Here is a 24854-nt window from a genome sequence, read left to right as displayed (position 1 = left end):
AATACAAAATTAAGCATCAGCTGCCGGGCTATACTGTTCAACTAAAGGCTTTAATTCACCTTTTTGGAACATGTCGAGCATGATATCACTACCACCGATCAACTCACCATTGATCCAAAGCTGTGGAAATGTCGGCCAGTTGGCGATTTGTGGTAACATCGCGCGAATGTCCTGGTTTTCCAGAATGTTTACATAAGCAAACGGACGACCAATTTGACTGAGTGCTTCTACTGCACGTGCAGAAAAACCACATTGTGGAAATTGCGGTGTGCCTTTCATGTAAAGAAGTACTGCGTGTTTTGCAATTTGGTCACGAATTAACGCTTCGGTATCGCGTGCTTGTTCAGTCATTGATAAATCCTCAACTCATCTGTCTCGCATTATACCCAAATCCAGGCAAAACAGTATGTCTAAAGCAATAATTCCAATTTTATTTACAATTACCCTTTAAATCTGAGTGGGTTTTTGCTTATATAAGTTTTTCTTTCCACCTAACAGTTAAGAGTTAGTCATGAATAATATTACCCTCGCACCGGTACAAACTGATCAACCGTCTCATTTGATGCCTGTTTTTGGCCGTCAACCGATCAGCTTTGTCCGAGGACGAGGTGCATATCTTTATACCGAAGATGGTACAGAGTATTTAGATGCATTAACCGGAATTGCGGTATGCGGTTTGGGCCATGCGCATCCAGTCATTGCCGAAGCGATTGCTGAACAGGCAGCGACCCTGATTCATACCAGCAACCTGTTTGAAGTGCCTTGGCAAACCGCTGCCGCACAGAAACTGGCTGAAGTTGCAGGTATGGAAGAAGTATTTTTCTCCAACAGTGGCGCAGAATCAAATGAAGGTGCAATCAAGATTGCACGTAAATTCGGTCATATGCAAGGCATTGCTTCACCAAAAATTATTGTTGCTGACCAGTCTTTCCATGGTCGTACCATGGCCACCCTGTCTGCTACAGGCAATAAAAAAGTGCAAGAAGGTTTTGGCCCGCTGGTTGAAGGTTTTATTCGTGTACCTTTTGGTGATATCGAAGCAATTGAAGAAGCTGCAATCAATCATCCGGATATCGTAGCGATTTTGATTGAGCCTATTCAGGGTGAAGGCGGTGTGAATACCGCACCTCAAGGTTTCAGCTATTTAGAAGAAATTCGCCAAATCTGCAACCAGCATAACTGGCTGATGATGCTGGACGAAGTGCAAACTGGTAATGGCCGTACCGGTAAATACTTTGCTTATCAGCACACCAATATTATTCCGGATGTACTGACCACAGCCAAAGGCTTAGGAAATGGCTTCCCGATTGGTGCAGTCATGACCCAAGGTCGTGGCGTCGGTGTATTAACTGCTGGAAATCACGGTTCTACCTATAGCGGTACAGCACTGGGTTCGCGTGTGGTCTATACCATTCTCGATATTATGCGAAAAGAAAATATCGTCGCGAATGCGGCTGAAAAAGGTGCTTATATCGTTGACCAGCTACTCAACAAACTGGCAGATCAAAATGTCATCGTACGTGGTTTCGGTCTGATGATCGGGATTGAATTACCAAAAGAATGTGGTGATCTGGTTGCGATTGCACGCAATGAATACAAGATGATTATCAATGTCACTGCAGGCAATGTCGTTCGTCTGTTGCCTACCCTGAATATTACCCAGGAGCAGGCAGACCAGTTGATCGAACGTCTGGTAAAAATGATCAAAGCTTATTTGGCATAAAGCCCTAGCCTAAAAATTAAAAAAGCCGCTCTAAAGCGGCTTTTTTATTATTCTGCACTCTATGATGCGTTTTGTAACATACGTCCGCCAGAGATCTGGCTAAAATATTGTTTCAGGGTATCAAGACAACGAAGAATTTTTGTCGGTTGTTGTTCACGTTTCGGAATAACCGCATACAGTGTAATCGATGGCAGTCTCCATTCAGGCAGAACTTCAACTAAAGTACCGTTAAGCAAATCCTTTTTAGCATCAAGATATAAAACCTTGGCAATCCCATTACCCTGCAAGCACATCGATTTTGCAACCAAACCGTTATTGGTACTGAAACGGGATTTCAGTTCAAACTCGGCTTTTTCTGCAGTATTCACATGTTGGAAATGATAATACTGATGGTTTTTAAGATGCGTTAAAGGCAAGACCTCATGATTTTTAAGATCATCAGGTTTCGAAATAATGGTGCTTTGATTAATATAACTCGGTGTCGCCACCAGAATTTGCTCAATCTGCATCAATGGCACAACCTGAAGATTATGCTCATCATTTTTCTGTTCAAATCTTAGGGCGATATCAACTCGCCCATCCAACAAATCAACCTCATGATTGTTTGTTTCTAAATGTACTGCCAAGCCGCGATGTGCAGCTATCCAATGAGAAAGTGCAGGAATCACATGATTCGCGCATAATTCTGGCAAAGAAACGATACGCAGCTCACCCACGAGATCATCACGTAACTCATTGATCCGGACTTTACCGCGCTCAGCAGCAGATAACATTTCTTGACAGCTATGGAAAAAAGCTTGTCCCGCTTCGGTCAGACTTAATTTTCTCGTCGAACGATTTAGAAGTACGACTTCCATATCGTGTTCTAATGAGCGAATTTGTTGACTGACGGCGCTGGTCGTAATCCCTAATTCACGGGCAGCACCGCTAAACGAGTTCTTCTCCACAACGCAAGCAAAGACACCCATTGCTCGAAGTTGATCTAACATAAATTTCCCTCTAAACTTATGAGGTGCTTCATCATTTGATAAAAGCAACTTATTGTATTATACGGCGAAATTTACACTTTGCATTATTTATTTAATTGTTTGGTAAAACTGCAGTAGGATTAATAGGTTTGCCGTCTAAGCGCACCTGAAACTCAAGCATGGTACGGTTTGTACCAGTCGATCCCATTTCTGCAATTTTTTGACCAGCCGTTACATTTTGGCCACTTTTCACATTCAATTTACTGTTATGTGCATAAGCGGTGATATAGCCATTGATATGCTTCACCAACACCAGATTGCCATATTCTTTCAGGCCATCAGCGGCATACACCACCTGCCCGTCTGCTGCTGCAAATACCGGATCGCCGACATTGCCACTATAGCGGGTGCCCTTGATATTAGAAGCTAAATTGTATTGCTGAAGAATCGCACCATTCGATGGTTTTACCCAACGTAAACCTGCAGCCGTAGATACTGGCGTAACCGGTGCAGATGTATTGACGCGTGGTGTGGTTTGTACTGTGGTTGCTGGTGTCACCGGTGCCGGTGTAGGCACTGCAATTGTTTGACGCTGGATTGGCGCTGCCTGAGTCATAGCCTGAGTACTGGTGCTACGGCGCGCAGTATTGCTTTTCAGGCGGATTGATTGTCCGACATAAATCCGGTAAGGCGCACTGATATCATTCATCTCCGCGACACTGATATAGTTCAGCCCATAACGTGCTGCAATCCCGCTCAATGTATCTCCTGAACGCACCGTATAGAAATCAGGAGCTGTTGCATAATGCGTTGCATTATTCACCTGGGGTTTGGTGGCACAACCGGTAATTACTCCTGTAGAAATAACAACGGTCGATAAAACAAGGGTTTTAATCAGGGTTGCAGGCGAAGCTACGACACATTTCGGTAACACCAAGAACATTATCTTCCTCTCTAATGCTATACGGTTGCAAAATTTCGTTAAGATTAGCAAAGTTTTACGGCAATATACTTGCAATCGCGAGTTTTTCACAAAGTTATAACACTAAGGACGCATTTTCTTCCAATTGTGTTTGCAAATTCCGCAAACTCTCATAATTGGTGGCATCCATCTGAATCGGGGTAATACTGACATAGCCATTGGCGACCGCAGAGAAGTCTGAATCAATCTCGCTAAATCCCGGCTTAGGTTCTGCGACTGCTTCTCCCGAGAGTCCAATCCAAAATACCTGACGACCACGCGGATCTACATGACTCGTCACCGGTTTAGACTGACGGCGGCGACTTTGATATGTCACTTTTTCACCCTGCAATTCAGTTACATCTGGAATATTGATATTAAAAATATGTCGCTCAGGCAGAACAGGCAAACCACGAGCAATAAAATCATGCACCCATTCGGCGGCCAACTGATAATCCTGAGGCTGCTGATAGCCACGTACATTCGGCCCACTCAGTGATACGGCAATCGCAGGATGTTTAGTTAAACGACCTTCAAAGGCCGCCCCGACTGTACCGGAATACAAGATATCATCTCCCAGATTTGCGCCGCTATTTATCCCGCTAACCACTAGGTCAAATTCAAAATCAAATAGCCCGTTCATAGCCAAGTAAACGCAATCTGCCGGCGTCCCATTAACCGCCCAGACATCAGGAGAAATCTGGATTGGGCGTAAAGGGCGGTCCAAAGTTAAGGCACTAGAAAAGCCACTGCGTTCACTTTCCGGTGCCACAATCACCACTCGCCCCAAAGGCTTTAGCGCTTGCGCCAAAGCCTGAATACCGGGTGCAAACACCCCATCATCATTTGAAACTAAAATATTCACTAAAAAATCTCGTTACGCTAAAAAATGACTGACTAGGACATTTCATTGTATTAGTGCAGGAATTATATATATTTATTGCTCGACATCCATCTTTATAATATGTGGCTCAAGATGATTAAAAAATTCTCTTTACTTAGCGCTCTCACTTTAAGCTTGGCAGCATTTATTTCCCCTTCAGTCATGGCAAACGATCTGACTGTTGAAGAAAACAATACCATTGTAAAAGAAGATATTGCATCAGCACAGGTTATGGCTGAAGTTTGCCCGGCAATCATTGGTCAAAATCCAAAATTTAACAGCACCGTTGAACAATTGATCCAGTCTTATCTTGCAGACTACTCAGATAAAGGCATGAGCTATCAAAAGCTACAGGCAGACAGTGAATATAAATCTTTACTTGAAGAAGCACGTCAGGGTGCAAAGCAAACCAGCTCAGACGAGCAGAAAACTGTCTGTGAAGAAATGCTGAACTACCAAGGCTAAGCCAGCTAAATTTTCAAATAAGACGGTGTAAACATCGTCTTATTTTCTCTTACAGATTTATTCATAATTCTACAGCTTCGCTACATTTTCCCACTTTTCAATTTCAAAAATAAGTTTAAGCTAGGCAAATTATTGTTCTAAATCCATTTTTTGAGTTTTCAATGAAAAATCCAATATTCCAAGCTTTAACATTCTGCGCAATTTCTGCCGCCACTCTTTTGGGAACTTCTGCATTTGCAGCCGATGAAAACATTAATGTTACCCCAACTCAGCAAGTGACCAAACAGGAACTGGCAGCCATTTATGTTCTTTCAGAAATCTGTCCAAGCATGGTCAAAGACAAGTCACAGTTTAATCAGGGTTATACCAAGCTGGTGACTGAGTATATGCCGGGCCAGCGTAATCCGGTTGAAAGCTTAAACCAGATGGCTAAACAGAACGATTTCCGCAATATTCTGGCCGAAGCACAATCGGATGCCAAGAAAGCCGGCAAGAAAAAAAATCAGGTGATTTGTAATGAATTAACCACCTATAACAATTAAGCTGCTTTTCTGCCGATAACTTACAATACTTTTGAAATAAGACCGGGTTTCCCATAGAAGTCAGCCTAGCTTTGTCCTAAAATGCTAGGCTCTTCGTGCTTACATCAAGATATAGGAACCCACTAGAAATGACCCAAAAAACTGCCCTTGCTGCATTATTATTAGTTCCTAGTTTTAGCTTTGCAGCAACTGTCCTATCTGCACCACCAGAATTGAATAATAAATCCTACGTGCTAATGGACTACGAGACAGGGCAACTTCTCGCTTCAAAAAATGAAAATGAAAAATTAGCCCCTGCTTCAATGACCAAGATGATGACCAGCTACATCATCGAACAAAAACTATTGAGCGGTGAACTCACTGAAGATGAACAAGTGCGCATGAACGAGTCAGCATGGTGTCGCGGCAGTAGCGCGGAATCATGTATGTATGTACCTTTAAATGGTACGGCAACTGCACTTGAAATGCTTCGCGGGATTATTATTCAATCAGGGAATGATGCATCGAAAGCCATGGCTGAACATATTGCAGGGAACGAGGGTACCTTTGCACATATGATGAACCAGGAAGCTAAACGTATTGGCATGACCAATACCAGCTTTATCAATTCAACCGGTATGCCGGCTGAAGGTCATTATTCAACTGCCAAAGATATGGCAACGCTGGCACAACACATCATTAAAGACAGTTCTAAGTATTATCCGATTTATGCGGAAAAAGAATTTACCTTTAATGGCATCAAGCAAGGTAACCGTAATGCCCTGCTATATACTGATCCGAGTGTAGATGGTTTAAAAACTGGCCACACTGATGAAGCTGGTTATTGTTTGACTACCTCATCAAAACGCGGTCCTACGCGTTTGATTTCAGTGATTTTTGGTGCACCAACCATGCAGGAACGTGCGACACAAACACGTGAATTGTTGGCTTGGGGTTATGCAAACTTCGAAACCAAAAATGTTCAACCGGCTAAACAGGTACTTGCTAAAGCCAAAGTCTGGTTTGGTAAGGAAGATGAAGTTCAGATCGGTCTTGCTGAAAACTTTAATGTGACTATGCCGAAAGGTCAGGCCAACGCGATTAAAACCCAGCTGGTGGTTCAGCCTAAACTGACTGCACCTTTACAGCCTGGTCAGGTCGTAGGTAAATACGTAGCGACTCTGGATGGTAAAGTAATTTCAGAAAAACCGTTGGTGGCTTTAAACGCGGTTGAAGAAGCTGGTTTCTTCGCACGTATGCTCGACCACATTAAACAATTCTTCTCAAACTTGTTCTAAGTTTAAATAGACTGTTTTAGTCTAGCACTAAGACCAAAGCACTCATTCAGATGGGTGCTTTTTATTTTATACTATGCACATGATCCTTAAACTTTTAATGAGCAGATCACCATGAGCCAAAACATTCGTTCTTATTTAGACACAACTCCACAAATTGATGAATCGTGTTATATCGATCCGATGGGAATCGTGGTCGGCGATGTGGTCTTGGCTGAAAATGTTTCTGTCTGGCCTTTTGCCGTGATTCGTGGTGATGTTAATTCAATCCGGATTGGTAAAAATTCGAATGTTCAGGATCATGCCATGTTGCATGTCAGTCATAAAAAAGCCGATAAACCGAATGGTTCGCCTTTGATCATTGGTGAAGATGTCACGATTGGCCATCATGTGACATTGCATGGTTGTACGATTGGTAATCGTGTACTAATTGGGATTAACAGCATTATTCTGGATGATGTCATCATTCCGAATGATGTGATGATTGGTGCAGGTACGCTAGTTCCACCGGGTAAAGTTTTGGAAAGTGGCTGGCTCTATGTTGGTAGCCCGGCAAAAAAAGCACGTCCGCTCACTGAAAAAGAAATGGCGTTCTTGCCGTATTCTGCACATAATTATGTAAAAGTTTCTGAGAATTATAAATAACTGTTTTAATTGCCAAATTTTTTGATCGTTAGATACAATAAATTAAATCTATCTCTATATGAATATTTATGTTTAAAGAAATTGAAAAATATGTGGGATTTTATCTACTCACCTACATAATAATTTTATTCATATGTGGATTTTTTCAGTACATAGCAGTGTGTCAAGGACAATCTTTATCTTGTAGCTTCAGTATGACTGGAATTAACACAATTATTACAACCACTACTTATGTAATAACACCTATAGTTGCCATCATTGGTTTTATTTCTTGGAAGGTACAATATAACATTCAACTCGAAAAAAATGATCTCAGAAATGCTTTAGAGGCTGCCGTCATACTCAAGGAAAATATAAATTATTTTGAAGTACATTTAAATAACTTATATTTACAAATACAAGAAGTACCCGTAAAAAACTTCGAAACACTTATTTCACATTATGATGAAAATAAAGTTGAAATTAGACAAAAAAGACGTGAACTTTCCCTGAATACAATCAAATATTACTCATGTCTAGAAATATGCCAACATCCAATTCCTGAAAGTCAAATTGACTTTCTATATAATCATAACAATGAATTTGAAGGAAAGTTTAAAACTATAGTTTTCGGAAAATTTCATCATAGCCACACACCCTAAAATTTTATACAATAGTGCATCCTTTTCCATGGTGCTGCTTTATGACCGCTTGGACTGCTCATGTCACTGTCGCAACTGTCGTTGAAAAAGACGGAAAATTCCTGTTTGTAGAAGAACATACAGAAGGTGTGACACACACGGTATTTAATCAGCCAGCAGGTCATGTTGAATGCGGTGAAACCATTATTGAAGCCGCAATTCGTGAAACCATGGAAGAAACAGGTCATAGGGTGGAAGTAAAACACTTATTAGGTATATATACCTATACTCCACCGATGTTCCCGGATCGTACTTATTACCGTTTCTGTTTCTTGGCCAAATCCATTGACTATGACCCAAATGCCACTTTAGATACAGATATTATCGGCGCAGTCTGGATGACGCTTGATGAACTGATTGAATCTGCTCGCGCGCGTAGTCCATTGGTGATTAAAGCCGTGCAAGATGCGCTTTCAGGTCAAAAATATCCTTTATCGCTCATTTACGAGCACCAAAATTCTCCCTTAATTTCAAATTTGGATGCCTAATCCTATGCAACAACGTGTCATCGTCGGTATGTCAGGTGGTGTAGATTCATCTGTTTCTGCTGCCCTTTTACTTCAACAAGGTTATCAGGTTGAAGGTCTTTTCATGAAAAACTGGGAAGAAGATGACGGCACAGAATATTGCACGGCGATGGATGACCTTGCCGATGCACAAGCCGTTTGCGACAAAATCGGGATTAAACTGCATACCGCAAACTTTGCCATGGAATATTGGGATCGCGTATTCGAGCATTTCCTGGCGGAATATGCGGCTGGCCGTACGCCAAACCCAGACATTTTATGTAATAAAGAAATTAAATTCCGTGCCTTCTTAGATCACGCGATTAACTTGGGTGCAGACTTTATTGCCACAGGCCATTACTGCCGTCGTGGTGAAACCATGACCAACTCACGTGGTGAAGAATATGCACCTTTATTGCGTGGTGTGGACAATAACAAAGACCAGACTTATTTCCTGCATGCTGTCCATGGTCGTGAAATTAATAAGACCCTGTTCCCTGTTGGTGAAATTGAAAAGCCACAAGTCCGTAAAATTGCAGAAGAATTAGATCTGGTCACGGCCAAGAAAAAAGACTCGACTGGCATCTGTTTCATTGGTGAACGTCGATTTAATGACTTCTTGAAGCAATATTTACCTGCTCAACCCGGAAAAATCGTACTGGAAGACGGTAAAGAGGTTGGTGATCATCACGGCTTAATGTACTATACGCTCGGTCAACGCGGTGGTATTGGTATTGGCGGTATGAAAGGCGTCGCTGAAGGCGCCTGGTTCGTATTGCATAAAGATATCGAAGGCAATCGTCTGGTGGTCGGCCAAGGCCATGAACACCCACTGATGCAAAGCACCATACTTTGGAGTGAGGCGATTGACTGGGTGGCAGGTGAGCAAGATATTCCTGAAACAGGTTTCCGCTGTACAGCCAAAACCCGTTACCGTCAGACTGATCAAGCGTGTACGGTATACCAGGATTCAGAATCACCGAATGGTGTTCGTGTTGAGTTTGATGAACCTCAACGTGCAGTGACCCCGGGTCAAAGCGTGGTGTTCTATTCAGGTGAAGTTTGTTTAGGGGGTGGTGTGATTCATCATACCAATGCACCTAAACCTGATTTTATAAAAGGATGAATTCGGCATGACGGAGTTACCATTTCAACCAGCCACAACGTTGAATACTCGTCAAAATCGTGCTTTGGCATTAGCGGGTGTGTTTCAGGCCACCCAGCTAACCCATATGACAGCATTGACGGGGCAGCAAAGCATTGGTGAAAGTGGTAACTTTTATTTTGAACAGTTAATTAGAGCCAGTCTTAATATCCGTCCCGGCAGCAATCAGAATGCCCAGACCCTGGACTTTTTTAATCAACTGGCCGATATTTCCTTAGGTTTAAAAACATTAGAAAGCAGCATTATTCAACCCTTCAATACTTCTCCAAAATCCAGAATTCCAAAACTTTCCAGCACCAAACTTCCCATGAGCTATGCAATGGCACTTCTTCAATTAGAAAAGAAGGTCTATAGCAACCCCAAATTTGTTGAAATTATTGAACAGTCCCAACAGAAAATTCTCAGACAGCTTTCTTTCTTTGATAATAATTACCTGCACCCCAGCATCATTGCCAATCTCGCTCAAACCTATGTCGATACGGCCGGACAGATTAATCCGCGTATTATGGTACGTGGCAATGCCGAAGCCTTTAAAGATGCCGGACACACCAACCGTATTCGTGCGTCCTTATTTACCGGTTTGCAAATGGCGCACTTGTGGCGTCAGCTCGGTGGCAGCTCTTGGGGCATGGTATTTGGCAAGCGCAAGTTGCTACAAGATATTCAGAATCTAGCGCGTTTACAGTTTCAGGTGGTTTAACTGATGCTGCACGTGTTTCGTTTTACGTTTAATTCCAAAATCTAAGGAATCGATATGAACGCTTTAACTGCACTTTCTCCATTAGATGGACGTTACGCGAGCAAATGTGATGCTCTACGTCCTTTTCTTTCTGAGTTTGGTTTAATCCATGCTCGTGTGACTGTTGAAGTGCGTTGGTTACAAGCGCTTGCAAACCACCCGGAAATTACTGAAGTACCGGCGTTTTCAGGTGAAACTAATGCAGCGCTTGATGCGATTGTGAGCGATTTTTCTGAAGATGGCGCCAATCGCATCAAAGAGATCGAACGCACCACTAACCACGACGTTAAAGCGGTTGAGTATTTCCTGAAAGAAAAAATCGCTGGTATCGAAGAACTTAAAAATGCCGGTGAATTCATTCACTTTGCATGTACGTCTGAAGATATTAACAACCTGTCACATGCCTTGATGCTGAAAAGCGGTCGTGATGTACTGGTTGCATCTATGCAGCAAATCATCGATTCAATCGTTGCGCTTTCTGAAAAGCATGCAGACCAGCCAATGTTGTCTCGTACTCATGGTCAAACTGCAAGCCCGACAACTTTGGGTAAAGAAATGGCGAACGTGGCTTACCGCCTTGCACGCCAAATCAAACAGTTCAAAAATGTTGAGCTACTGGGCAAAATCAATGGTGCAGTAGGTAACTACAATGCGCACTACTCTGCTTACCCAGACATCAACTGGCCTGCGCATTCACAAGCATTTGTAGAGTCTTTGGGTCTAGACTTCAACCCGTACACCACTCAAATCGAGCCACATGACTATATGGCTGAACTGTTTGATGCGCTACGTCGTTTCAACACTATTCTGATCGATTTTAACCGTGATATTTGGGGCTATATCTCTCTTGGTTTCTTCAAGCAAAAACTAAAAGAAGGCGAAGTTGGTTCTTCAACCATGCCACACAAAGTTAACCCAATTGACTTTGAAAACTCTGAAGGTAACTTGGGTATTGCCAATGCTGTACTTGCACACCTTGGCGAAAAACTGCCTATTTCTCGCTGGCAGCGTGACCTGACTGACTCTACGGTGCTTCGTAACATGGGTGTTGGTTTTGCGCAAAGCTTAATTGCTTTTGAAGCTTGCTCTAAAGGTATTGGTAAACTGGAATTGAATGCTGCGCGTATCAATGAAGATTTGGATAATGCCCAAGAAGTATTGGCTGAACCAATTCAAACTGTAATGCGTCGTTACAACGTTGAAAAACCATACGAAAAACTAAAAGCCCTGACTCGTGGTCAAGCCATGACTCGCGACATGATGGTAGATTTCGTAAACGGTAACGAGTTAGAAGCTGTTCCTGCTGCTGACCGTGCGCGTTTAGCGGAAATGACACCTGCATCATATACAGGTAATGCTGCTGATCAAGCTAAACAGGTAGCTGAGCTGATTGCAAAAATCTAATTTGCAATAAGACGAAAAGGCGAAGCTCAGGCTTCGCCTTTTTATTTATAATGTATTTTATTTTAAAAAAGATATTTCATAATAACGACATGATTGAACATCGACTTTCTGCCAAACATTACGCGAGCCTGGGCATTTTAATTCTGGCGAGTTTGCTTGCCAGTATTCGTCCTTTAGAACTGGAAGCTTATCTCTTGCATCAAGCAGGCACAGTTTTCATGATCATCATGCTGCTCATCTGCCTGTATAAAATCGGGCTGAATTTTTTAAATTTTAATTTATATATTCTTTTTCTGATTGTTCATGTGATTGCTGCGCACTATCTGTATTCTTATGTGCCCTATAACCAGTGGATCGAACAGATTTTTGGCTTTAATCTGAATGAAGCCATGCACTGGTCACGCAATATGTTCGACCGATTTGTCCATCTGGCCTACGGATTATTACTTTATCCAGTTTTCCATCGCCTGTTTCAGGTCTGGTTGCCGCAGCAAAAACCCGTGGTCATTTTCCTACTGGTGATTCAGTTTGTGGTGGCCAGCAGCATGCTCTATGAATGGCTGGAATGGCTGATTGCCATTGGTTTATCTCCTGAGGAAGCGGAAAACTATAATGGACAACAAGGTGATATGTGGGATGCACACAAAGACATCTTGCTTGCTACGATTGGCGCGGCGATAACAGGCGGGCTGCAATTGATACCGAAAAATCAAAAAAGCTCATCGAAGTGAGCTTTTAAAATCACAATCTAATAGCTGAATTAAAGTTTTGGATCACGCATTTAATTACATTCATATTTTTCAATTATGAATGTGGGCAATATCGCATCCAATCATCTTTCATTTTTTGCAGTTCATTCCCCGTCAACATCTCACTGTAATAAATGAAATAGGTTGCATCAGGATATTGAATCTCATGACGGAACATCATGCCACGCAGTGACACAGATAACTCCTCAGGAAAATCATCCTCTAAATAAAGTTCTTCAAATTCATAATTAAAATAACAATTTTGCGTCGCAAGAAATGCTTCAGCTATAGCCATGTTTCTGCTCTAACAATGAAATATGCTTTATATTATCTGATTAGTTTCAATGATGGTTTACATTTCATTCGGTTCAATCCATTGAACAAACTTAGATTCTGACAAATGTGGATATTTGAACTTATCTAGATATTCAAAACAGGCCTTTTGGCCTTGAGGAATTTTATCCAGATGCTTATCGAAAAATAAATGCCGACTATATTGAGCGCCATCAAAGCGAATACTCACACGTTCAAATTCATTACCACCTCGAACTTTATGCATCTGATAAAACTGCACAACACCACATTCCTTCGATGGAATAACAGGTGGATCATTGGGCTTTAGAAAGCTATACAGCAGAAAGATACAAACGCCGGGTAGAAAACTCAGCCAAAACAAAACCTTCTTAGAATTATCCTGAGTTAATTTTGCTTCAGAATAAAGCATACATAACATCGGAATAAATACGATACTAAAAAAACCAAGCAACAAAATAAACGTGAGCATATGAGCCTAGACTCAATCAGAGTACTCCACTTATATCATAACAATATGATTTCAAAAAATAAAAAAGCTCACCGAAGTGAGCTTTAAAATTCATTCAAGATCAACTGAATTAAAGTTTTGGATCACGCATTTGTACCAAGTTTGCATTGGCTTTGCTTAAGCTTTCCATGACTTTATTCATGACAGTGGGTACCAGTGAATCAGCAATTTGCGCTGCTTGCAGGCCCAGCTTTTCACCCAAAGTTGGTTTCTTGCGGGTCTGGATGGAATAGATATCATGTTGGGGCAACAAGTTGAGCAGGTATTCATCTGAGGTTTGCAGTTTATCCACCAGATTTAGATCTAGCGCATCCCGACCATACCAATGCTCACCAGTGGCCACTTTTTCAATATTCAGCTGTGGGCGATACTTTTCAACGAAATGTTTGAATAAAGCATGTGTTTGCTGTAATTCTTCTTCAAACTTGGCCTTACCCTCTTCGGTATTTTCACCAAACATAGTCACGGTACGTTTGTACTGTCCTGCGGTATAGAGTTCAAAGTCGATTTTATTGTCTTTCAGCAGGCGGTTAAAGTTGGGGACTTGAGCAACCACACCAATTGAACCGACAATCGCGAATGGTGCAGAAATAATTTCATTGGCGATACACGCCATCATATAACCGCCACTGGCCGCCACTTTATCGACACAGATGGTCAGATGAAAACCTGCCTCGCGTAAACGTACCAGTTGAGCTGCTGCAAGTCCATAACCATGAACCATGCCGCCCGGACTTTCCAGACGCACTACCACACGGTCACGACCGGCTTTGGCTGTGGCCAGAATCAAGGTAATTTCTTCACGCAAGCCTTCTACCGCAGAAGCCGCCATATCGCCTTTAAAATCGAGTACATAGATTTTTTGATTGGTTTTCTTACGCGCACGCGCTTCTTTTGACAGTTGTTGTGATACCTGTAAAAGTTCCAGTTTAGAGCCAGTAGTTTGCGCTATTTTTTTTCGTTGTTCATTGATACGCGCATTGAGATGACTAATACGGATTTCAGCGGACAGTTTCGGAGTATGAAATAACATAAAAAATCTATTCTCTATTTAATTCGGATTTATTCCTTTAGATTAGGTCAATTTCGGTTTTTTTCAACTTTATTTCGAGAATTATTACGATTATCACCATCTATTTCACCTATAAAAAAAGAGCCTTGCGGCTCTTATTCTAGATATGGGATTAACCGAAACGCCCGGTAATATAGGCTTCAGTCAACTGATGATCTGGCTGGGTAAAGACTTTTTCGGTCGAGTTGACTTCAATCAGATCCCCCAAATGGAAATACGCAGTACGATCCGATACACGTGCTGCCTGTTGCATAGAGTGCGTTACGATCGCGATGGTATATTGCGTAGATAGCTCAGAAATCAGCTCTTCCACTTTGGCGGTTGCAATGGGATCAAGTGCCGAACACGGTTCATCCATCAAAATGACTTCTGGACTGACTGCAATCGTACGCGCGATACACAGACGTTGCTGCTGACCACCTGACAAACCTGTTCCCGGCTGGTTCAAACGATCTTTCACTTCTTCCCACAGACCGGCTTTGCGCAAGCTGCCTTCGACAATTTCTTCAAGATCGTACTTGTCACGCGCCAAACCATGCAGTTTTGGGCCATAGGAGACATTATCGAAGATTGATTTTGGAAATGGGTTCGGCTTCTGGAACACCATACCAACCTGTGCACGTAGCAAGACCACATCAAGATTTGGATCATAAATATCTTGGTTATCCAACATCACTTTACCGGTTACACGGCAGCTATCAATGGTATCGTTCATGCGGTTTAAGGTACGCAAAAAGGTTGATTTACCACAGCCTGATGGCCCAATAAAAGCAATCACTTCATTTTCATAAATGTTCAGGTCAATGCCTTTAATCGCTTCCGCTTCACCATAGTACACATGCACATTAGAAGTACTAAGTTTCACATTCGTCGACTTCGCATCTTTTTTGCTGCTGCTTTGCGTATCGAACTGGGAAACAAACGGAGTTGCCGGCTTTTGAGTCGCCTCATCCGAGGTGAATTGTGTCTGTTGTGGATTCACGATTTGATCCTTTTTTAAGGAATTTTGAATAACAGTTGTGTTCATGATTCTGCCCCTATTACCAACGGACTTCAAATTTCTTACGTAACCAGATGGCCAGACTGTTCAAGCTGATCATCATGGCCAGAAGTACAATAATTGCTGCTGCGGTACGCCCTTCAAAGAAGTTACGCAACTCATTGCCTTGCCATAAGAAAATCTGTACAGGTAAAGCCGTTGACTGATCAAATGGTGTGGCTGGAACGCTGGCAACAAAAGCACTCATCCCGATTAATAACAATGGTGCGGTTTCACCTAAAGCTTGTGCAACCCCGATAATTGCGCCTGTCAAAATACCCGGTAAAGCCAAAGGCAAGACGTGATGAAATACTGTCTGGATGCGGGAAGCACCGAGTCCTAAAGCTGCCTGACGAATCGAAGGTGGAACCGCTTTAAGTGATGCGCGTGTGGTGATGATCACAGTCGGTAAGGTCATCAGACTCAGCACCAGACCACCCACCAATGGTGCTGACAGTGGCAAATGCATCCAGCCAATGAAGATCGCTGCACCCAATAGACCGAAGACAATTGAGGGAACGGCTGCCAGGTTGTTGATATTGACTTCGACCACATCGGTAATCCAGTTTTTCGGTGCAAACTCTTCCAGATAGATCGCAGAGGCCACCCCGATTGGAATCGAGATAAAGATCACAATCATCATCATGAACAGCGAGCCCATGAAGGCACCTGCCAAGCCTGAAGTTGCTGGTGAGCTGCGCGAGTCAGGACTGGTGAAAATATTGGTATTGAAACTATTTTCAATCACACCAGAGGCTTTCATCTCGTCCGCCACCTGACGTACTTCAGGACTGAGCTGCTGCTGTTCATCTGGAAGATCACGGTCAATATTTCCTGCCAGCCAGACATCGACATTGGCATCAGCCAGAATTTTCACTTCCTTGCTTTGACCGACCAGACTCGGATCATTCATGACCATGTCTCGCAAGCGGTACGCCTCAGAACTGGTATATAAAGAACCCAGTTCATCACGCTGGCTTTCCAGCTTGCTGTCTTTGGCGATCATGCCATTGATAATCAGGGCATCCCAATCCACCATTCCGACTTCGGTCTGCCACGCGATAAAGCGATCTTCAAACTGTGCTGGAGATTCTCCTGCTGCTGGCTTCGGTTTTGGACCAATATCCACAATGGCTGGATCGAAATGAATCGGCAAACTCATGCTGCTTTGCCAGAATGCAGGCAAACCTTTGGATAAAATACTCCCGAACAGCAATACCACAAAGAACAGACCTGCCAGTACCGCAGAGAAACCAAATAAACGGAAGGTTTTTTCTTTACGATGACGTCGTGCCAAAGAGCTTTGAATGGTCTTCTTACGCTTTTTACGCAGCTCGGCGGCGATGGATGGATCAATACGCTGATCCACAGGCGTTGTATTTGAAGTACTCATTAGTCGTATTGCTCACGATATTTACGCACGATGATCAGTGCAACAATGTTCAAACCTAAGGTAATGACGAATAGCGTCAATCCTAGTGCAAAAGCCACCAATGCTTGCGGACTAGCAAAATCAGTATCGCCAGTTAACTGATTCACGATGGTAATCGTGACCGTAGATACGGCTTCAAGCGGATTGGCATGCAACTGCGGGCTGTTCCCGGCTGCAAGAACCACGATCATGGTTTCACCAATTGCACGCGACGCAGCCAAGAGGAATGCACCGATAATACCCGGCAAGGCTGCCGGTAAAACCACCTGACGGATCGTTTCAGATTTAGTCGCACCCAATCCCAAAGAACCATCACGTAAGGCACGCGGCACCTGAGTAATGATGTCATCTGACAGAGAAGATACGAACGGAATAATCATGATGCCCATGACCAGACCGGCGGTCAGCGCGCTGGTGGCATTAATTTCGAGTCCGACCAGAGCACCCATACTTTTAAGGAATGGACCGATGATCATCAAGGCAAAAACACCATAGACAATCGTAGGAATACCCGCCAGCACTTCAATCGTGGGTTTTGCCCAAGAGCGGAACCGCGGTGAAGCGTATTCTGCCAGATAGATCGCAATCATCAGGCCAACCGGAACTGCAACTAAGAGTGCGATCCCGCTGACCATGAGCGTGCCCCATAACAGTGGCAATAAACCATAACTGCCTTCAGCACTGCCAGAGGTGCTAAACCCCGGGTTCCATTGGGTACCAAAGAAGAAATCCAGTGGGCTGACGAAGCTGAAGAAGCGCATCGCCTCGCCAAACATCGACATCACAATCCCGAGGGTGGTCAGAATCGCCACACCAGAACACAATGCCAGGCCGATATTAATCATTTTTTCGACTTGGTTACGCGCACGGAATTCCTGGCTAATATGTTTCTTGGCCCAGACCAGACCGGCCAGTGCAGCCGAAATCACGACTGCCAATTTGGCAAAGGTACCAATGGTCGAGAATTTAGCCAACTGCTCCGCGGCTGCAACTTCATAGGCTGCCGGTGTATCACTAACCCCGAAACCTGAGGCAAGTGCCTGAACGCGATCAATCACAACACTCAGACTTGCCGGATCCAGACTAGCAGAAACATTTTCTGGCAAATGGTTGAGTACCACCTGCTCCAGAAAAGTGGGTTCCACCATGTTCCAAACAATCAAAATTAAAAACGCAGGGATACCACACCATAGTGCAACCAGGGCACCATAATATCCGGGACGCGAGTGTAAGTTTGCAGAATTGCTTCCCTTACCTGCTAAGCTACGGCTTTTACTTAATCCGATTTGATAGGCTATGGCCATGATGGCCAATAACACACCTATAAGTAGCAGATTCATGTATTCTCCACTGTTTTTTCAATTTTCATGGTTTGAAAAAACTTGTTTATCGCAAAAAGCCGATGGTAGGTTGACCCTACCACCAGCGTTTTCAAAATCATTTATTACTTCACAACAACCGCTTTACCAGCCTTGAAATTTGCCAGGACTGCCGCACGTTCTTTATCAGACATTGAAATCAGACCTGCTTTTTCCAGCTTAGAGCCTTTGCCAGATACTTTCTTGTTCAGGAAGTATTCTGTGAACTGCGGTAAGCCTTTGATCGATTTCAAGTGCTCGCCTTTCACATAGAAGAACAATGGACGTGATACCGGATAAGCACCATTCAAGATGGTCTTTTCAGAAGGCGCTACATTGTTCACTGTGGCAACACGTAGACGGTCACGGTTCTGATCATAGAAACCTAAACCAAACACACCTACCGCACTTGGAGAAGTTTTTAAACGTGCCAATGTTTCGGTATAGTCACCGGCAATCTCAACCACACGGCCATCTTTACGGAATGTTGTACAAGCTTTTTTCTTGGCATCTTTGTCTAAAGACTTAATTGCAGCGTATGTTTCACAACCTGCATCCACCATTTTCTCCTGGAAGACTTCGCGCGTACCATGATTCGATGCAGGAATTACCAGGGTGATTGGTTCATTTGGAAGTGCTTTGTCAATTTGGTTCCAACGCGTGTACGGGTTAGCGACCATTTTGCCATTTGATGGAAGTTGTGCAGCAAGTGCAGCGAAGACATGTTGTGGACGCAGTTTATAAGCTGCTTTGTTAGCATTCGATGCAAATACAATACCGTCATAACCAATTTTGATTTCTAGTACCTGGTTAACGCCATTCTTTTTACATTCTGCCAGTTCAGTACTTTTGATTTGACGCGAAGAGTTTGCGATATCAATGGTGTTATCACCCACGCCATTACAGAACTGCTTTAAACCACCTGAAGAACCGCCAGAACCGACAACTGGTGTTTTAAACTGAGGAAAAGTATTCCCGAATTCTTCCGCCACGATACTGGCATAAGGAAGTACAGTTGAAGAACCTGCAATTTGAATGGTGTCACGAGCTGCGTGTGCAGTCGTTACAGCAGTTGCCCCGGTTACTGCTAATGCTAAAGCTATATTTGTAAAGCGCATTCTAGTATCTCTCTCATTTATGCAAATTTGGAGTACACCACTTTTTATTCAGTTTTGTACTTCTTTCGATACCTGCATTTTGATTTTAGAATATGACAGATAAGTTACAGCTTTATTACGATTTAGTGATTTTTAATCTAGCGGTTTTTTCTTGATTAAATTTTTATGGATTTCAATGATTAAGTTCTTTTTGTCATTCACTTCAATAAAAATTTTAGACCAATGACATGTAACAATTTTTATAAACCTGAACTCAGGATAAATCCTGCTCCCCAGTTTTACATAAGCCTATGACAAATAAATAACAGGCCAAACGGGATTCAGACCTTCCGTGTTTTTGTGAGGAATTTCGATCTGGGAAAGGACCTTTTTTTATTTTTAAGCGCACAAAAAAGGAGATCATTTCGATCTCCTTTTTTTCACACCACCATCACTTATGCAATGGGTGGCGTATAAGTACCGTCAGCGATTGAATCTTTGATACGATCCGCTTCTGCAAGCACTAATGCCAGCAAGTTCTTCACGTTATCAAGCGTTGCAACCGGGCTTAAAGTAGTCATTTTCAGAGACTGAACCTGACCGACTTTCGTCACACCAATGTTCGCTTCACCACGCGCAAACAGTTCGTCTGCTACGTTTTGATTGAGCGTATCGAGTAATTCAACCGGATATCCCGCTGGAACCACACGGAACAAGACAGACGCGAATTGAGGCTCAAGCAGAAGCTCCAGACCATCAGTCGCTTTAATGTAGTCTGCCACATCACGGGTTAATTTCACGCCATGATCGATCATCGAACCATAAAGCTCTTCGCCCAGTGCTTCAACTGTCATCCACAATTTCAATGCATCAAAACGACGCGTGGTTTGTAGCGACTTAGACACCAGATTCGGAACGCCGTGTTCTTCATCATAAGCGGAGTTCAGATACTCTGCTTCATAATGCATGAAACGGTAATTCGCTTCATCTTTCAGCAGGAACGCGCCACAAGAAATGGTTTGGAAATAATGCTTATGGAAATCAAGCGTGATCGAATCCGACAGCTCAATCCCGTCCAGCATAGAACGATAGTCATTGGATAGAATCAGTGCACCACCCCATGCCGCATCGATGTGCATCCACGCGCCATATTTATTGGTGATTTCACGAATTGCTTTCAATGGATCAATCGCACCAGCATCCGTTGTACCCGCTGTTGCCACCACACATGCCACGATCTTGCCTTCAGACTGAAGATGCGCCATGGTTTTTTCCAGCGCGTCTACGTCCATCTGTGCATTTTCATTCACAGGTACAGTCACGACAGACTGGAAGCCCATGCCCATCATCGCCATGTTCTTTTGCACAGAGAAATGTGCATTTTCAGAACAGATGACTTTGACATTACGCATCGCATCCGCAGGAATACCATCGCGCTGAACCGACCACGGATTACCGTTTTCGTCTTTCCAGTTTTTCGCGATGCAAGCATCACGCGCCAGCAATACGCCCATCAAGTTAGACTGTGTACCACCAGAAGTGAATACACCGGCCTGACCTGCACCATAGCCCACTTTTTGACGTAACCAGTCAATCAGCTGAACTTCCATCAACGAACCGGCCGGGCTTTGATCCCATGAGTCCATTGACTGGTTGGTTGCGTTAATCAGCACTTCCGCGATCTGGCTAGTTACCATCGTTGGACAGTGAAGATGCGCAAGTGAGTGCGGATGATGAACTTTTAAGCTCTTGTTGAGAAATAGCTCAACCATACGCTCAAGAGATTTTTCTACACCCAAGCCTTCTTTTGAAGGGTTAAATGCAATCGCACTGCGCAGCTCGTTAATGCTGCCACCAGTGTACATTTTGTCGTTTTGCAACCATGCCGCAACCGCTTTGGTCGCTTGGTCCATGCCAGCCTGATAGTCAGCAATGGATGCAGCATCATTGCAGAGTAACGCTTTACGATGTTCTGCGAAATCTACCATGAATTATGCGCCTCGAACTGCAACTAGTGCTTCAGCAACCGATTTTTTGAAACGAGCAATCACTTCAACACATTCGTCTTGAGTAATGATCAACGGGCAAAGTAAACGAATCACTGTACCGTTACGACCACCTTTCTCAAGCAATAATTTATTGTTGAAACAAGCGGTTTGGATCGCTGCAGCCAACTGACCATCAGCAGGTAAAGAACCCATATGATCCGCATCTTTGCGCTCATCTACGATTTCAACGCCGATCATCAGACCACGGCCACGCACGTTACCGATACACGGGAATTCAGTAGCCAGTTTTTTAAGTTCAGCTTGCAGGAAATCACCACGCTCTTGTGCATTTTGAGCCAGGTTCTGTTCTTTAATGGTATTGATCGTTGCAAGACCTGTACCCATCGCCAATTGGTTACCACGGAAAGTACCGGTATGACCTGCTGGCTGCCAAGCATCAAACTTACGTTTAATACCAAGTACGGCAAGCGGTAAGCTACCACCTACGGCTTTAGACATCACTACAACATCAGGTTCGATACCTGCGTGTTCGAATGCAAACATTTTGCCTGAACGTGCAAAACCAGCCTGAACTTCATCAAGAATCAACACGATATTGTGTTTTTCAGTCACTTCGCGGATTTTTTGCAACCATTTTACTGGCGCAGTCACCACACCGCCTTCACCTTGAATCGCTTCAAGAATCACAGCTGCAGGTTTGGTCACGCCGCTTTCTACATCTTCAATGAAGTTTTCAAAGTAGTAAGTCAGGGCATCAACACCGGCTTCACCACCAAGACCCAATGGGCAACGGTATTCATGCGGATACGGCATGAACTGTACACCCGGCATCAAACCGTTCACTGCATTTTTCGCAGACAGGTTACCTGTCATTGCCAATGCACCGTGAGTCATACCATGGTAGCCGCCAGAAAAGCTGATCACTGAGCTACGACCGGTAAAGGTTTTCGCCAGTTTAATCGCGGCTTCAGTTGCATCTGCACCGGATGGACCACAGAACTGCAAGCAGTACTCTTCTTGGCCACCTGGAAGATAAGAAAGAAGTGCTTCAGTAAAAGCATCTTTTAAAGGAGTAGTAAGATCCAGGGTATGCAATGGTAAACCGCTTGCAATTGTATCCTGGATACTTTGAATGACTGCAGGATGATTATGGCCTAAAGCCAACGTCCCTGCCCCAGCTAAACAATCAAGGTACTCAGTACCTTCAACATCGGTAACCCAGCAACCTTGTGCTTTCGCTATCGCTAACGGTAATTTACGTGGATAACTACGCACATTCGATTCCATCTGACTTTGGCGAGTCAAGTAGTATTCGTTTGTGGAATTGGTGGCAGGGTTTACAGAAGTAACGCTCATATCGAATTACCATCTCTGATATGGGTGAAAGAAATAAGTCTGGTGACGTTTGGTCCTTTGACTCGGCGCTTTATAAAGGTTCTAGCTAGCAGTTTTGTATTCGAATAACTAGGAGGCGGATGATACCGAATTTTTCAGGAAAATAAACAACTTTCAGTCACATTTTGTCCTAATCTTTATCGAAAAAAAACATCATGCTAATCCATCCCCTAAATCATCATCTTACAGTGTGACAGCAGAAAGAAAAGCGTGTTCTTTTATGGTTTTTTGTAGCGCAGGCGGCATTCAGGTAACCAATCTTAAAATTATTCATTAAGTATTTAATTATTAAAAATAAATATAAATTAAATAATGAGATAAAATTAAAGAGAATTTAACACTCTTACGACAAATATTTCGTAAAAAGATCACAATTGAGATTTAATATTTTAACAACGGCCTAGATGGCCAATTTTAAGAAAAACAGGACAATTTCATGCGTCTCTTAGCACTTACCAGTTTGATCCTTGCCAGCACCCTCGCCACAGGCGCATTTGCAGCTCCTGCTGAATCTCTGAATTATAATGTTGTTAATCTTTCAGCAGAGGCTAGCCGTGAAATCTCAAATGATGAAATGCATGCTGTGCTTTATATTGAAAAATCCAACAAACAACCAGCTGAACTGGCCACTCAAATTAACCAGCTGATGAATCAAGCAATTGCCACAGCACGCAAATATCCAACTGTGAAAATCGAGACTGGGGCACAAAGTACTTACCCTATTTATGACAATGACAACCGTAAATTAAAAGAATGGCGTGGTCGTGCCCAGATTCGTCTGGAATCAAAAGATTTTAAAGCGACATCTCAATTGATTGCTGAATTACAACAGCACTTCCAGACCCAGTCGATTAATTTCAAGGTATCTGACGAAAAGCGTAAAAAAGTTGAAAGCGAGCTGATGATTGAAGCCACCAAAAACTTCCAGCAACGCGCACAGGCACTCACCCAGACCTGGAACAAACCGAGTTATCAACTGGTGAACTTAAACCTGAATACTAACAATTATTCACCACAGCCAGTACCGCGTATGGCCATGATGAAATCTGCATCGGCTGATATGGCGGTTCCTGAGCAGGAAGTTGCAGCAGGCGAATCGCAAATGGCCGTCAGCGCGAATGGAGCGATTCAGTTTAAATAAGACCTCATTATATTATTCAGACTTTTAAGAACCACTCTTTTGAGTGGTTTTTTATCATGTGAATATTCTTTAAAAAGCGAGGCTACAAATTCATACAAACTCAAGTAGGAATTGAGGTTTGACCGGTTTAGAGTAACGGACATTTGTTCCAGTCCTCTCTGCTCATGTCCCTTGACCAACTGAATCTTTACCTGTTTCATATCTTAAATGTACCCGACCAAGCCTCAATCTGGATGATCAACTATGCCTCCCTGATTGCGCATGACCTGGTTTATCTCTTTTTGCTGATTTTTGCTATTGCTTGGTTCCGTGGTAGTTACCAAGTAAAAACAGGGATTATTAAAGCCTTCATCTTTACAGCTATTACATTATTGATGAGTGAAGTATTGTCTGCGGTACTCAATACCCCACGCCCGTTTGTGATGGATGTTGGTCGCACCCTGATTGAACATGCACCGACTGGTTCTTTTCCCAGCAACCATATGAGTATTTTTAGTGGGATTGCCTTCGCCTATTATTTTTCACCGCAGCGAGACTTGGGACGAATTCTAATCTGGACAGCTTGGCTGGTAGCGTGGTCGCGTGTTTATGTCGGTGTGCATTTTCCAATTGATATGCTGGGCGCATTCCTGATGGCAATAATAGTAAATTTAGCTGGCTTGCCGCTGTGGTGGAAATATGAGAATCAAATCATAAACTTTATTTTGGGTATTCATTATTGGTTATTTTCGCCTTTAATTCGAATGGGCTGGATTAAATAAATCTAATTAAAATGCCATAAAAA

Annotated in this window: 26 protein-coding genes; 13 read left to right on the top strand and 13 right to left on the bottom strand. The window is 43.1% G+C overall.

The features are described from left to right. Positions 1–9: 9 nt before the first annotated feature. Complete coding sequence (gene grxD, locus BFN00_RS12215) at positions 10–351, bottom strand: Grx4 family monothiol glutaredoxin (protein ID WP_004279738.1); 342 nt, start codon at positions 349–351, stop codon at positions 10–12. A 160-nt stretch (positions 352–511) separates the two neighbouring features. On the opposite strand from grxD, the gene BFN00_RS12210 reads away from it, so the two are divergent. Then, positions 512–1723 carry an aspartate aminotransferase family protein gene (locus BFN00_RS12210; RefSeq protein ID WP_005251319.1) on the top strand — a complete coding sequence of 404 codons (1212 nt, stop codon included), beginning with the start codon at positions 512–514 and terminating at the stop codon, positions 1721–1723. A 59-nt stretch (positions 1724–1782) separates the two neighbouring features. On the opposite strand, the gene BFN00_RS12205 is transcribed toward BFN00_RS12210, so the two are convergent. The 3 genes from BFN00_RS12205 to surE all read right to left on the bottom strand — a co-directional run bounded on the left by BFN00_RS12205 (position 1783) and on the right by surE (position 4517). Beyond that, positions 1783–2712, bottom strand: coding sequence for a LysR family transcriptional regulator (locus BFN00_RS12205; protein WP_004279736.1), 930 nt, complete (start codon positions 2710–2712; stop codon positions 1783–1785). Positions 2713–2803: 91 nt separating this feature from the next. Next, complete coding sequence (locus tag BFN00_RS12200; protein WP_071851923.1) at positions 2804–3634, bottom strand: peptidoglycan DD-metalloendopeptidase family protein; 831 nt, start codon at positions 3632–3634, stop codon at positions 2804–2806. A gap of 94 nt (positions 3635–3728) precedes the next feature. Next, on the bottom strand, positions 3729–4517 hold the full coding sequence (surE, locus tag BFN00_RS12195; RefSeq protein WP_005251318.1) for a 5'/3'-nucleotidase SurE: 789 nt from the start codon (positions 4515–4517) through the stop codon (positions 3729–3731). A 111-nt stretch (positions 4518–4628) separates the two neighbouring features. Between surE and BFN00_RS12190 the strand changes: the two genes are divergently transcribed. From BFN00_RS12190 to BFN00_RS12145, 10 genes are all read left to right on the top strand, one after another. Continuing rightward, on the top strand, positions 4629–5000 hold the full coding sequence (locus BFN00_RS12190) for an MCR_0457 family protein (RefSeq protein ID WP_005251317.1): 372 nt from the start codon (positions 4629–4631) through the stop codon (positions 4998–5000). A 161-nt stretch (positions 5001–5161) separates the two neighbouring features. Continuing rightward, a complete protein-coding gene (locus tag BFN00_RS12185) occupies positions 5162–5542 on the top strand; it encodes an MCR_0457 family protein (protein WP_005104587.1) in 381 nt (126 codons plus the stop codon). 128 nt (positions 5543–5670) lie between these two features. Next, complete coding sequence (gene dacC, locus BFN00_RS12180; protein WP_004646537.1) at positions 5671–6819, top strand: D-alanyl-D-alanine carboxypeptidase PBP5/6; 1149 nt, start codon at positions 5671–5673, stop codon at positions 6817–6819. 111 nt (positions 6820–6930) lie between these two features. After that, complete coding sequence (locus BFN00_RS12175; RefSeq protein WP_071851921.1) at positions 6931–7461, top strand: gamma carbonic anhydrase family protein; 531 nt, start codon at positions 6931–6933, stop codon at positions 7459–7461. A gap of 68 nt (positions 7462–7529) precedes the next feature. After that, positions 7530–8102 carry a hypothetical protein gene (locus BFN00_RS12170; RefSeq protein WP_071851919.1) on the top strand — a complete coding sequence of 191 codons (573 nt, stop codon included), beginning with the start codon at positions 7530–7532 and terminating at the stop codon, positions 8100–8102. Positions 8103–8143: 41 nt separating this feature from the next. Then, positions 8144–8629, top strand: coding sequence for an NUDIX hydrolase (locus tag BFN00_RS12165; RefSeq protein ID WP_004646534.1), 486 nt, complete (start codon positions 8144–8146; stop codon positions 8627–8629). 4 nt (positions 8630–8633) lie between these two features. Continuing rightward, complete coding sequence (gene mnmA, locus BFN00_RS12160; RefSeq protein ID WP_071851917.1) at positions 8634–9773, top strand: tRNA 2-thiouridine(34) synthase MnmA; 1140 nt, start codon at positions 8634–8636, stop codon at positions 9771–9773. A gap of 7 nt (positions 9774–9780) precedes the next feature. Next, entirely contained in the window at positions 9781–10512 is a 732-nt protein-coding gene (hflD, locus tag BFN00_RS12155) for a high frequency lysogenization protein HflD (RefSeq protein WP_005107369.1), read from the top strand. A 54-nt stretch (positions 10513–10566) separates the two neighbouring features. Beyond that, positions 10567–11955 (top strand): adenylosuccinate lyase, encoded by a 1389-nt coding sequence (gene purB, locus BFN00_RS12150; RefSeq protein WP_044112892.1) that lies wholly within the window; start codon positions 10567–10569, stop codon positions 11953–11955. Positions 11956–12044: 89 nt separating this feature from the next. After that, complete coding sequence (locus tag BFN00_RS12145) at positions 12045–12686, top strand: DUF2238 domain-containing protein (RefSeq protein ID WP_004646530.1); 642 nt, start codon at positions 12045–12047, stop codon at positions 12684–12686. A gap of 73 nt (positions 12687–12759) precedes the next feature. On the opposite strand, the gene BFN00_RS12140 is transcribed toward BFN00_RS12145, so the two are convergent. The 9 genes from BFN00_RS12140 to BFN00_RS12100 form a co-directional block, all read right to left on the bottom strand. Further along, complete coding sequence (locus BFN00_RS12140; protein ID WP_004646529.1) at positions 12760–12999, bottom strand: hypothetical protein; 240 nt, start codon at positions 12997–12999, stop codon at positions 12760–12762. 57 nt (positions 13000–13056) lie between these two features. Further along, positions 13057–13488 (bottom strand): hypothetical protein, encoded by a 432-nt coding sequence (locus BFN00_RS12135; RefSeq protein ID WP_004279718.1) that lies wholly within the window; start codon positions 13486–13488, stop codon positions 13057–13059. 109 nt (positions 13489–13597) lie between these two features. Then, positions 13598–14560: a protease SohB gene (gene sohB / locus BFN00_RS12130; RefSeq protein ID WP_071851913.1), complete on the bottom strand. Its 963-nt coding sequence runs from the start codon at positions 14558–14560 to the stop codon at positions 13598–13600. Between the two features lie 151 nt (positions 14561–14711). After that, positions 14712–15626 carry a phosphate ABC transporter ATP-binding protein PstB gene (gene pstB / locus BFN00_RS12125; RefSeq protein ID WP_005262140.1) on the bottom strand — a complete coding sequence of 305 codons (915 nt, stop codon included), beginning with the start codon at positions 15624–15626 and terminating at the stop codon, positions 14712–14714. Between the two features lie 13 nt (positions 15627–15639). Next, entirely contained in the window at positions 15640–17031 is a 1392-nt protein-coding gene (gene pstA, locus BFN00_RS12120) for a phosphate ABC transporter permease PstA (RefSeq protein WP_004646526.1), read from the bottom strand. Beyond that, positions 17031–18410 carry a phosphate ABC transporter permease subunit PstC gene (gene pstC, locus BFN00_RS12115; protein ID WP_005107378.1) on the bottom strand — a complete coding sequence of 460 codons (1380 nt, stop codon included), beginning with the start codon at positions 18408–18410 and terminating at the stop codon, positions 17031–17033. Before pstC ends, pstA begins: the two co-directional genes overlap by 1 nt. Positions 18411–18514: 104 nt before the next feature. Beyond that, positions 18515–19546 carry a substrate-binding domain-containing protein gene (locus tag BFN00_RS12110; protein ID WP_004279710.1) on the bottom strand — a complete coding sequence of 344 codons (1032 nt, stop codon included), beginning with the start codon at positions 19544–19546 and terminating at the stop codon, positions 18515–18517. Between the two features lie 434 nt (positions 19547–19980). Continuing rightward, the gene (locus BFN00_RS12105) at positions 19981–21513 is read right to left on the bottom strand and encodes a pyridoxal phosphate-dependent decarboxylase family protein (protein ID WP_004279709.1); all 1533 of its coding nucleotides are present in this window, start codon (positions 21511–21513) and stop codon (positions 19981–19983) included. 3 nt (positions 21514–21516) lie between these two features. Beyond that, entirely contained in the window at positions 21517–22890 is a 1374-nt protein-coding gene (locus BFN00_RS12100; protein ID WP_004279708.1) for a diaminobutyrate--2-oxoglutarate transaminase, read from the bottom strand. A gap of 475 nt (positions 22891–23365) precedes the next feature. Between BFN00_RS12100 and BFN00_RS12095 the strand changes: the two genes are divergently transcribed. Together BFN00_RS12095 and BFN00_RS12090 are read left to right on the top strand one after the other, a co-directional pair. Further along, the gene (locus BFN00_RS12095; protein WP_004279706.1) at positions 23366–24070 is read left to right on the top strand and encodes an SIMPL domain-containing protein; all 705 of its coding nucleotides are present in this window, start codon (positions 23366–23368) and stop codon (positions 24068–24070) included. Positions 24071–24234: 164 nt separating this feature from the next. Next, positions 24235–24831, top strand: a complete 597-nt coding sequence (locus BFN00_RS12090) for a phosphatase PAP2 family protein (protein WP_071851911.1) — start codon at positions 24235–24237, stop codon at positions 24829–24831. Positions 24832–24854: the final 23 nt, after the last annotated feature.

This window comes from Acinetobacter sp. AR2-3, assembly GCF_001878775.1.
Lineage (GTDB): Bacteria > Pseudomonadota > Gammaproteobacteria > Pseudomonadales > Moraxellaceae > Acinetobacter > Acinetobacter lwoffii_D.
This window is presented reverse-complemented; position numbering and strand designations above follow the sequence as displayed.

Coding starts and splice junctions, on each gene's coding strand:
- grxD (WP_004279738.1), bottom strand. CDS start 351: ATGACTGAACAAGCACGCGATACCGAAGCGTTAATTCGTGACCAAATT.
- BFN00_RS12210 (WP_005251319.1), top strand. CDS start 512: ATGAATAATATTACCCTCGCACCGGTACAAACTGATCAACCGTCTCAT.
- BFN00_RS12205 (WP_004279736.1), bottom strand. CDS start 2,712: ATGTTAGATCAACTTCGAGCAATGGGTGTCTTTGCTTGCGTTGTGGAG.
- BFN00_RS12200 (WP_071851923.1), bottom strand. CDS start 3,634: ATGTTCTTGGTGTTACCGAAATGTGTCGTAGCTTCGCCTGCAACCCTG.
- BFN00_RS12190 (WP_005251317.1), top strand. CDS start 4,629: ATGATTAAAAAATTCTCTTTACTTAGCGCTCTCACTTTAAGCTTGGCA.
- BFN00_RS12185 (WP_005104587.1), top strand. CDS start 5,162: ATGAAAAATCCAATATTCCAAGCTTTAACATTCTGCGCAATTTCTGCC.
- dacC (WP_004646537.1), top strand. CDS start 5,671: ATGACCCAAAAAACTGCCCTTGCTGCATTATTATTAGTTCCTAGTTTT.
- BFN00_RS12175 (WP_071851921.1), top strand. CDS start 6,931: ATGAGCCAAAACATTCGTTCTTATTTAGACACAACTCCACAAATTGAT.
- BFN00_RS12170 (WP_071851919.1), top strand. CDS start 7,530: ATGTTTAAAGAAATTGAAAAATATGTGGGATTTTATCTACTCACCTAC.
- BFN00_RS12165 (WP_004646534.1), top strand. CDS start 8,144: ATGACCGCTTGGACTGCTCATGTCACTGTCGCAACTGTCGTTGAAAAA.
- mnmA (WP_071851917.1), top strand. CDS start 8,634: ATGCAACAACGTGTCATCGTCGGTATGTCAGGTGGTGTAGATTCATCT.
- hflD (WP_005107369.1), top strand. CDS start 9,781: ATGACGGAGTTACCATTTCAACCAGCCACAACGTTGAATACTCGTCAA.
- purB (WP_044112892.1), top strand. CDS start 10,567: ATGAACGCTTTAACTGCACTTTCTCCATTAGATGGACGTTACGCGAGC.
- BFN00_RS12145 (WP_004646530.1), top strand. CDS start 12,045: ATGATTGAACATCGACTTTCTGCCAAACATTACGCGAGCCTGGGCATT.
- BFN00_RS12140 (WP_004646529.1), bottom strand. CDS start 12,999: ATGGCTATAGCTGAAGCATTTCTTGCGACGCAAAATTGTTATTTTAAT.
- BFN00_RS12135 (WP_004279718.1), bottom strand. CDS start 13,488: ATGCTCACGTTTATTTTGTTGCTTGGTTTTTTTAGTATCGTATTTATT.
- sohB (WP_071851913.1), bottom strand. CDS start 14,560: ATGTTATTTCATACTCCGAAACTGTCCGCTGAAATCCGTATTAGTCAT.
- pstB (WP_005262140.1), bottom strand. CDS start 15,626: ATGAACACAACTGTTATTCAAAATTCCTTAAAAAAGGATCAAATCGTG.
- pstA (WP_004646526.1), bottom strand. CDS start 17,031: ATGAGTACTTCAAATACAACGCCTGTGGATCAGCGTATTGATCCATCC.
- pstC (WP_005107378.1), bottom strand. CDS start 18,410: ATGAATCTGCTACTTATAGGTGTGTTATTGGCCATCATGGCCATAGCC.
- BFN00_RS12110 (WP_004279710.1), bottom strand. CDS start 19,546: ATGCGCTTTACAAATATAGCTTTAGCATTAGCAGTAACCGGGGCAACT.
- BFN00_RS12105 (WP_004279709.1), bottom strand. CDS start 21,513: ATGGTAGATTTCGCAGAACATCGTAAAGCGTTACTCTGCAATGATGCT.
- BFN00_RS12100 (WP_004279708.1), bottom strand. CDS start 22,890: ATGAGCGTTACTTCTGTAAACCCTGCCACCAATTCCACAAACGAATAC.
- BFN00_RS12095 (WP_004279706.1), top strand. CDS start 23,366: ATGCGTCTCTTAGCACTTACCAGTTTGATCCTTGCCAGCACCCTCGCC.
- BFN00_RS12090 (WP_071851911.1), top strand. CDS start 24,235: ATGTCCCTTGACCAACTGAATCTTTACCTGTTTCATATCTTAAATGTA.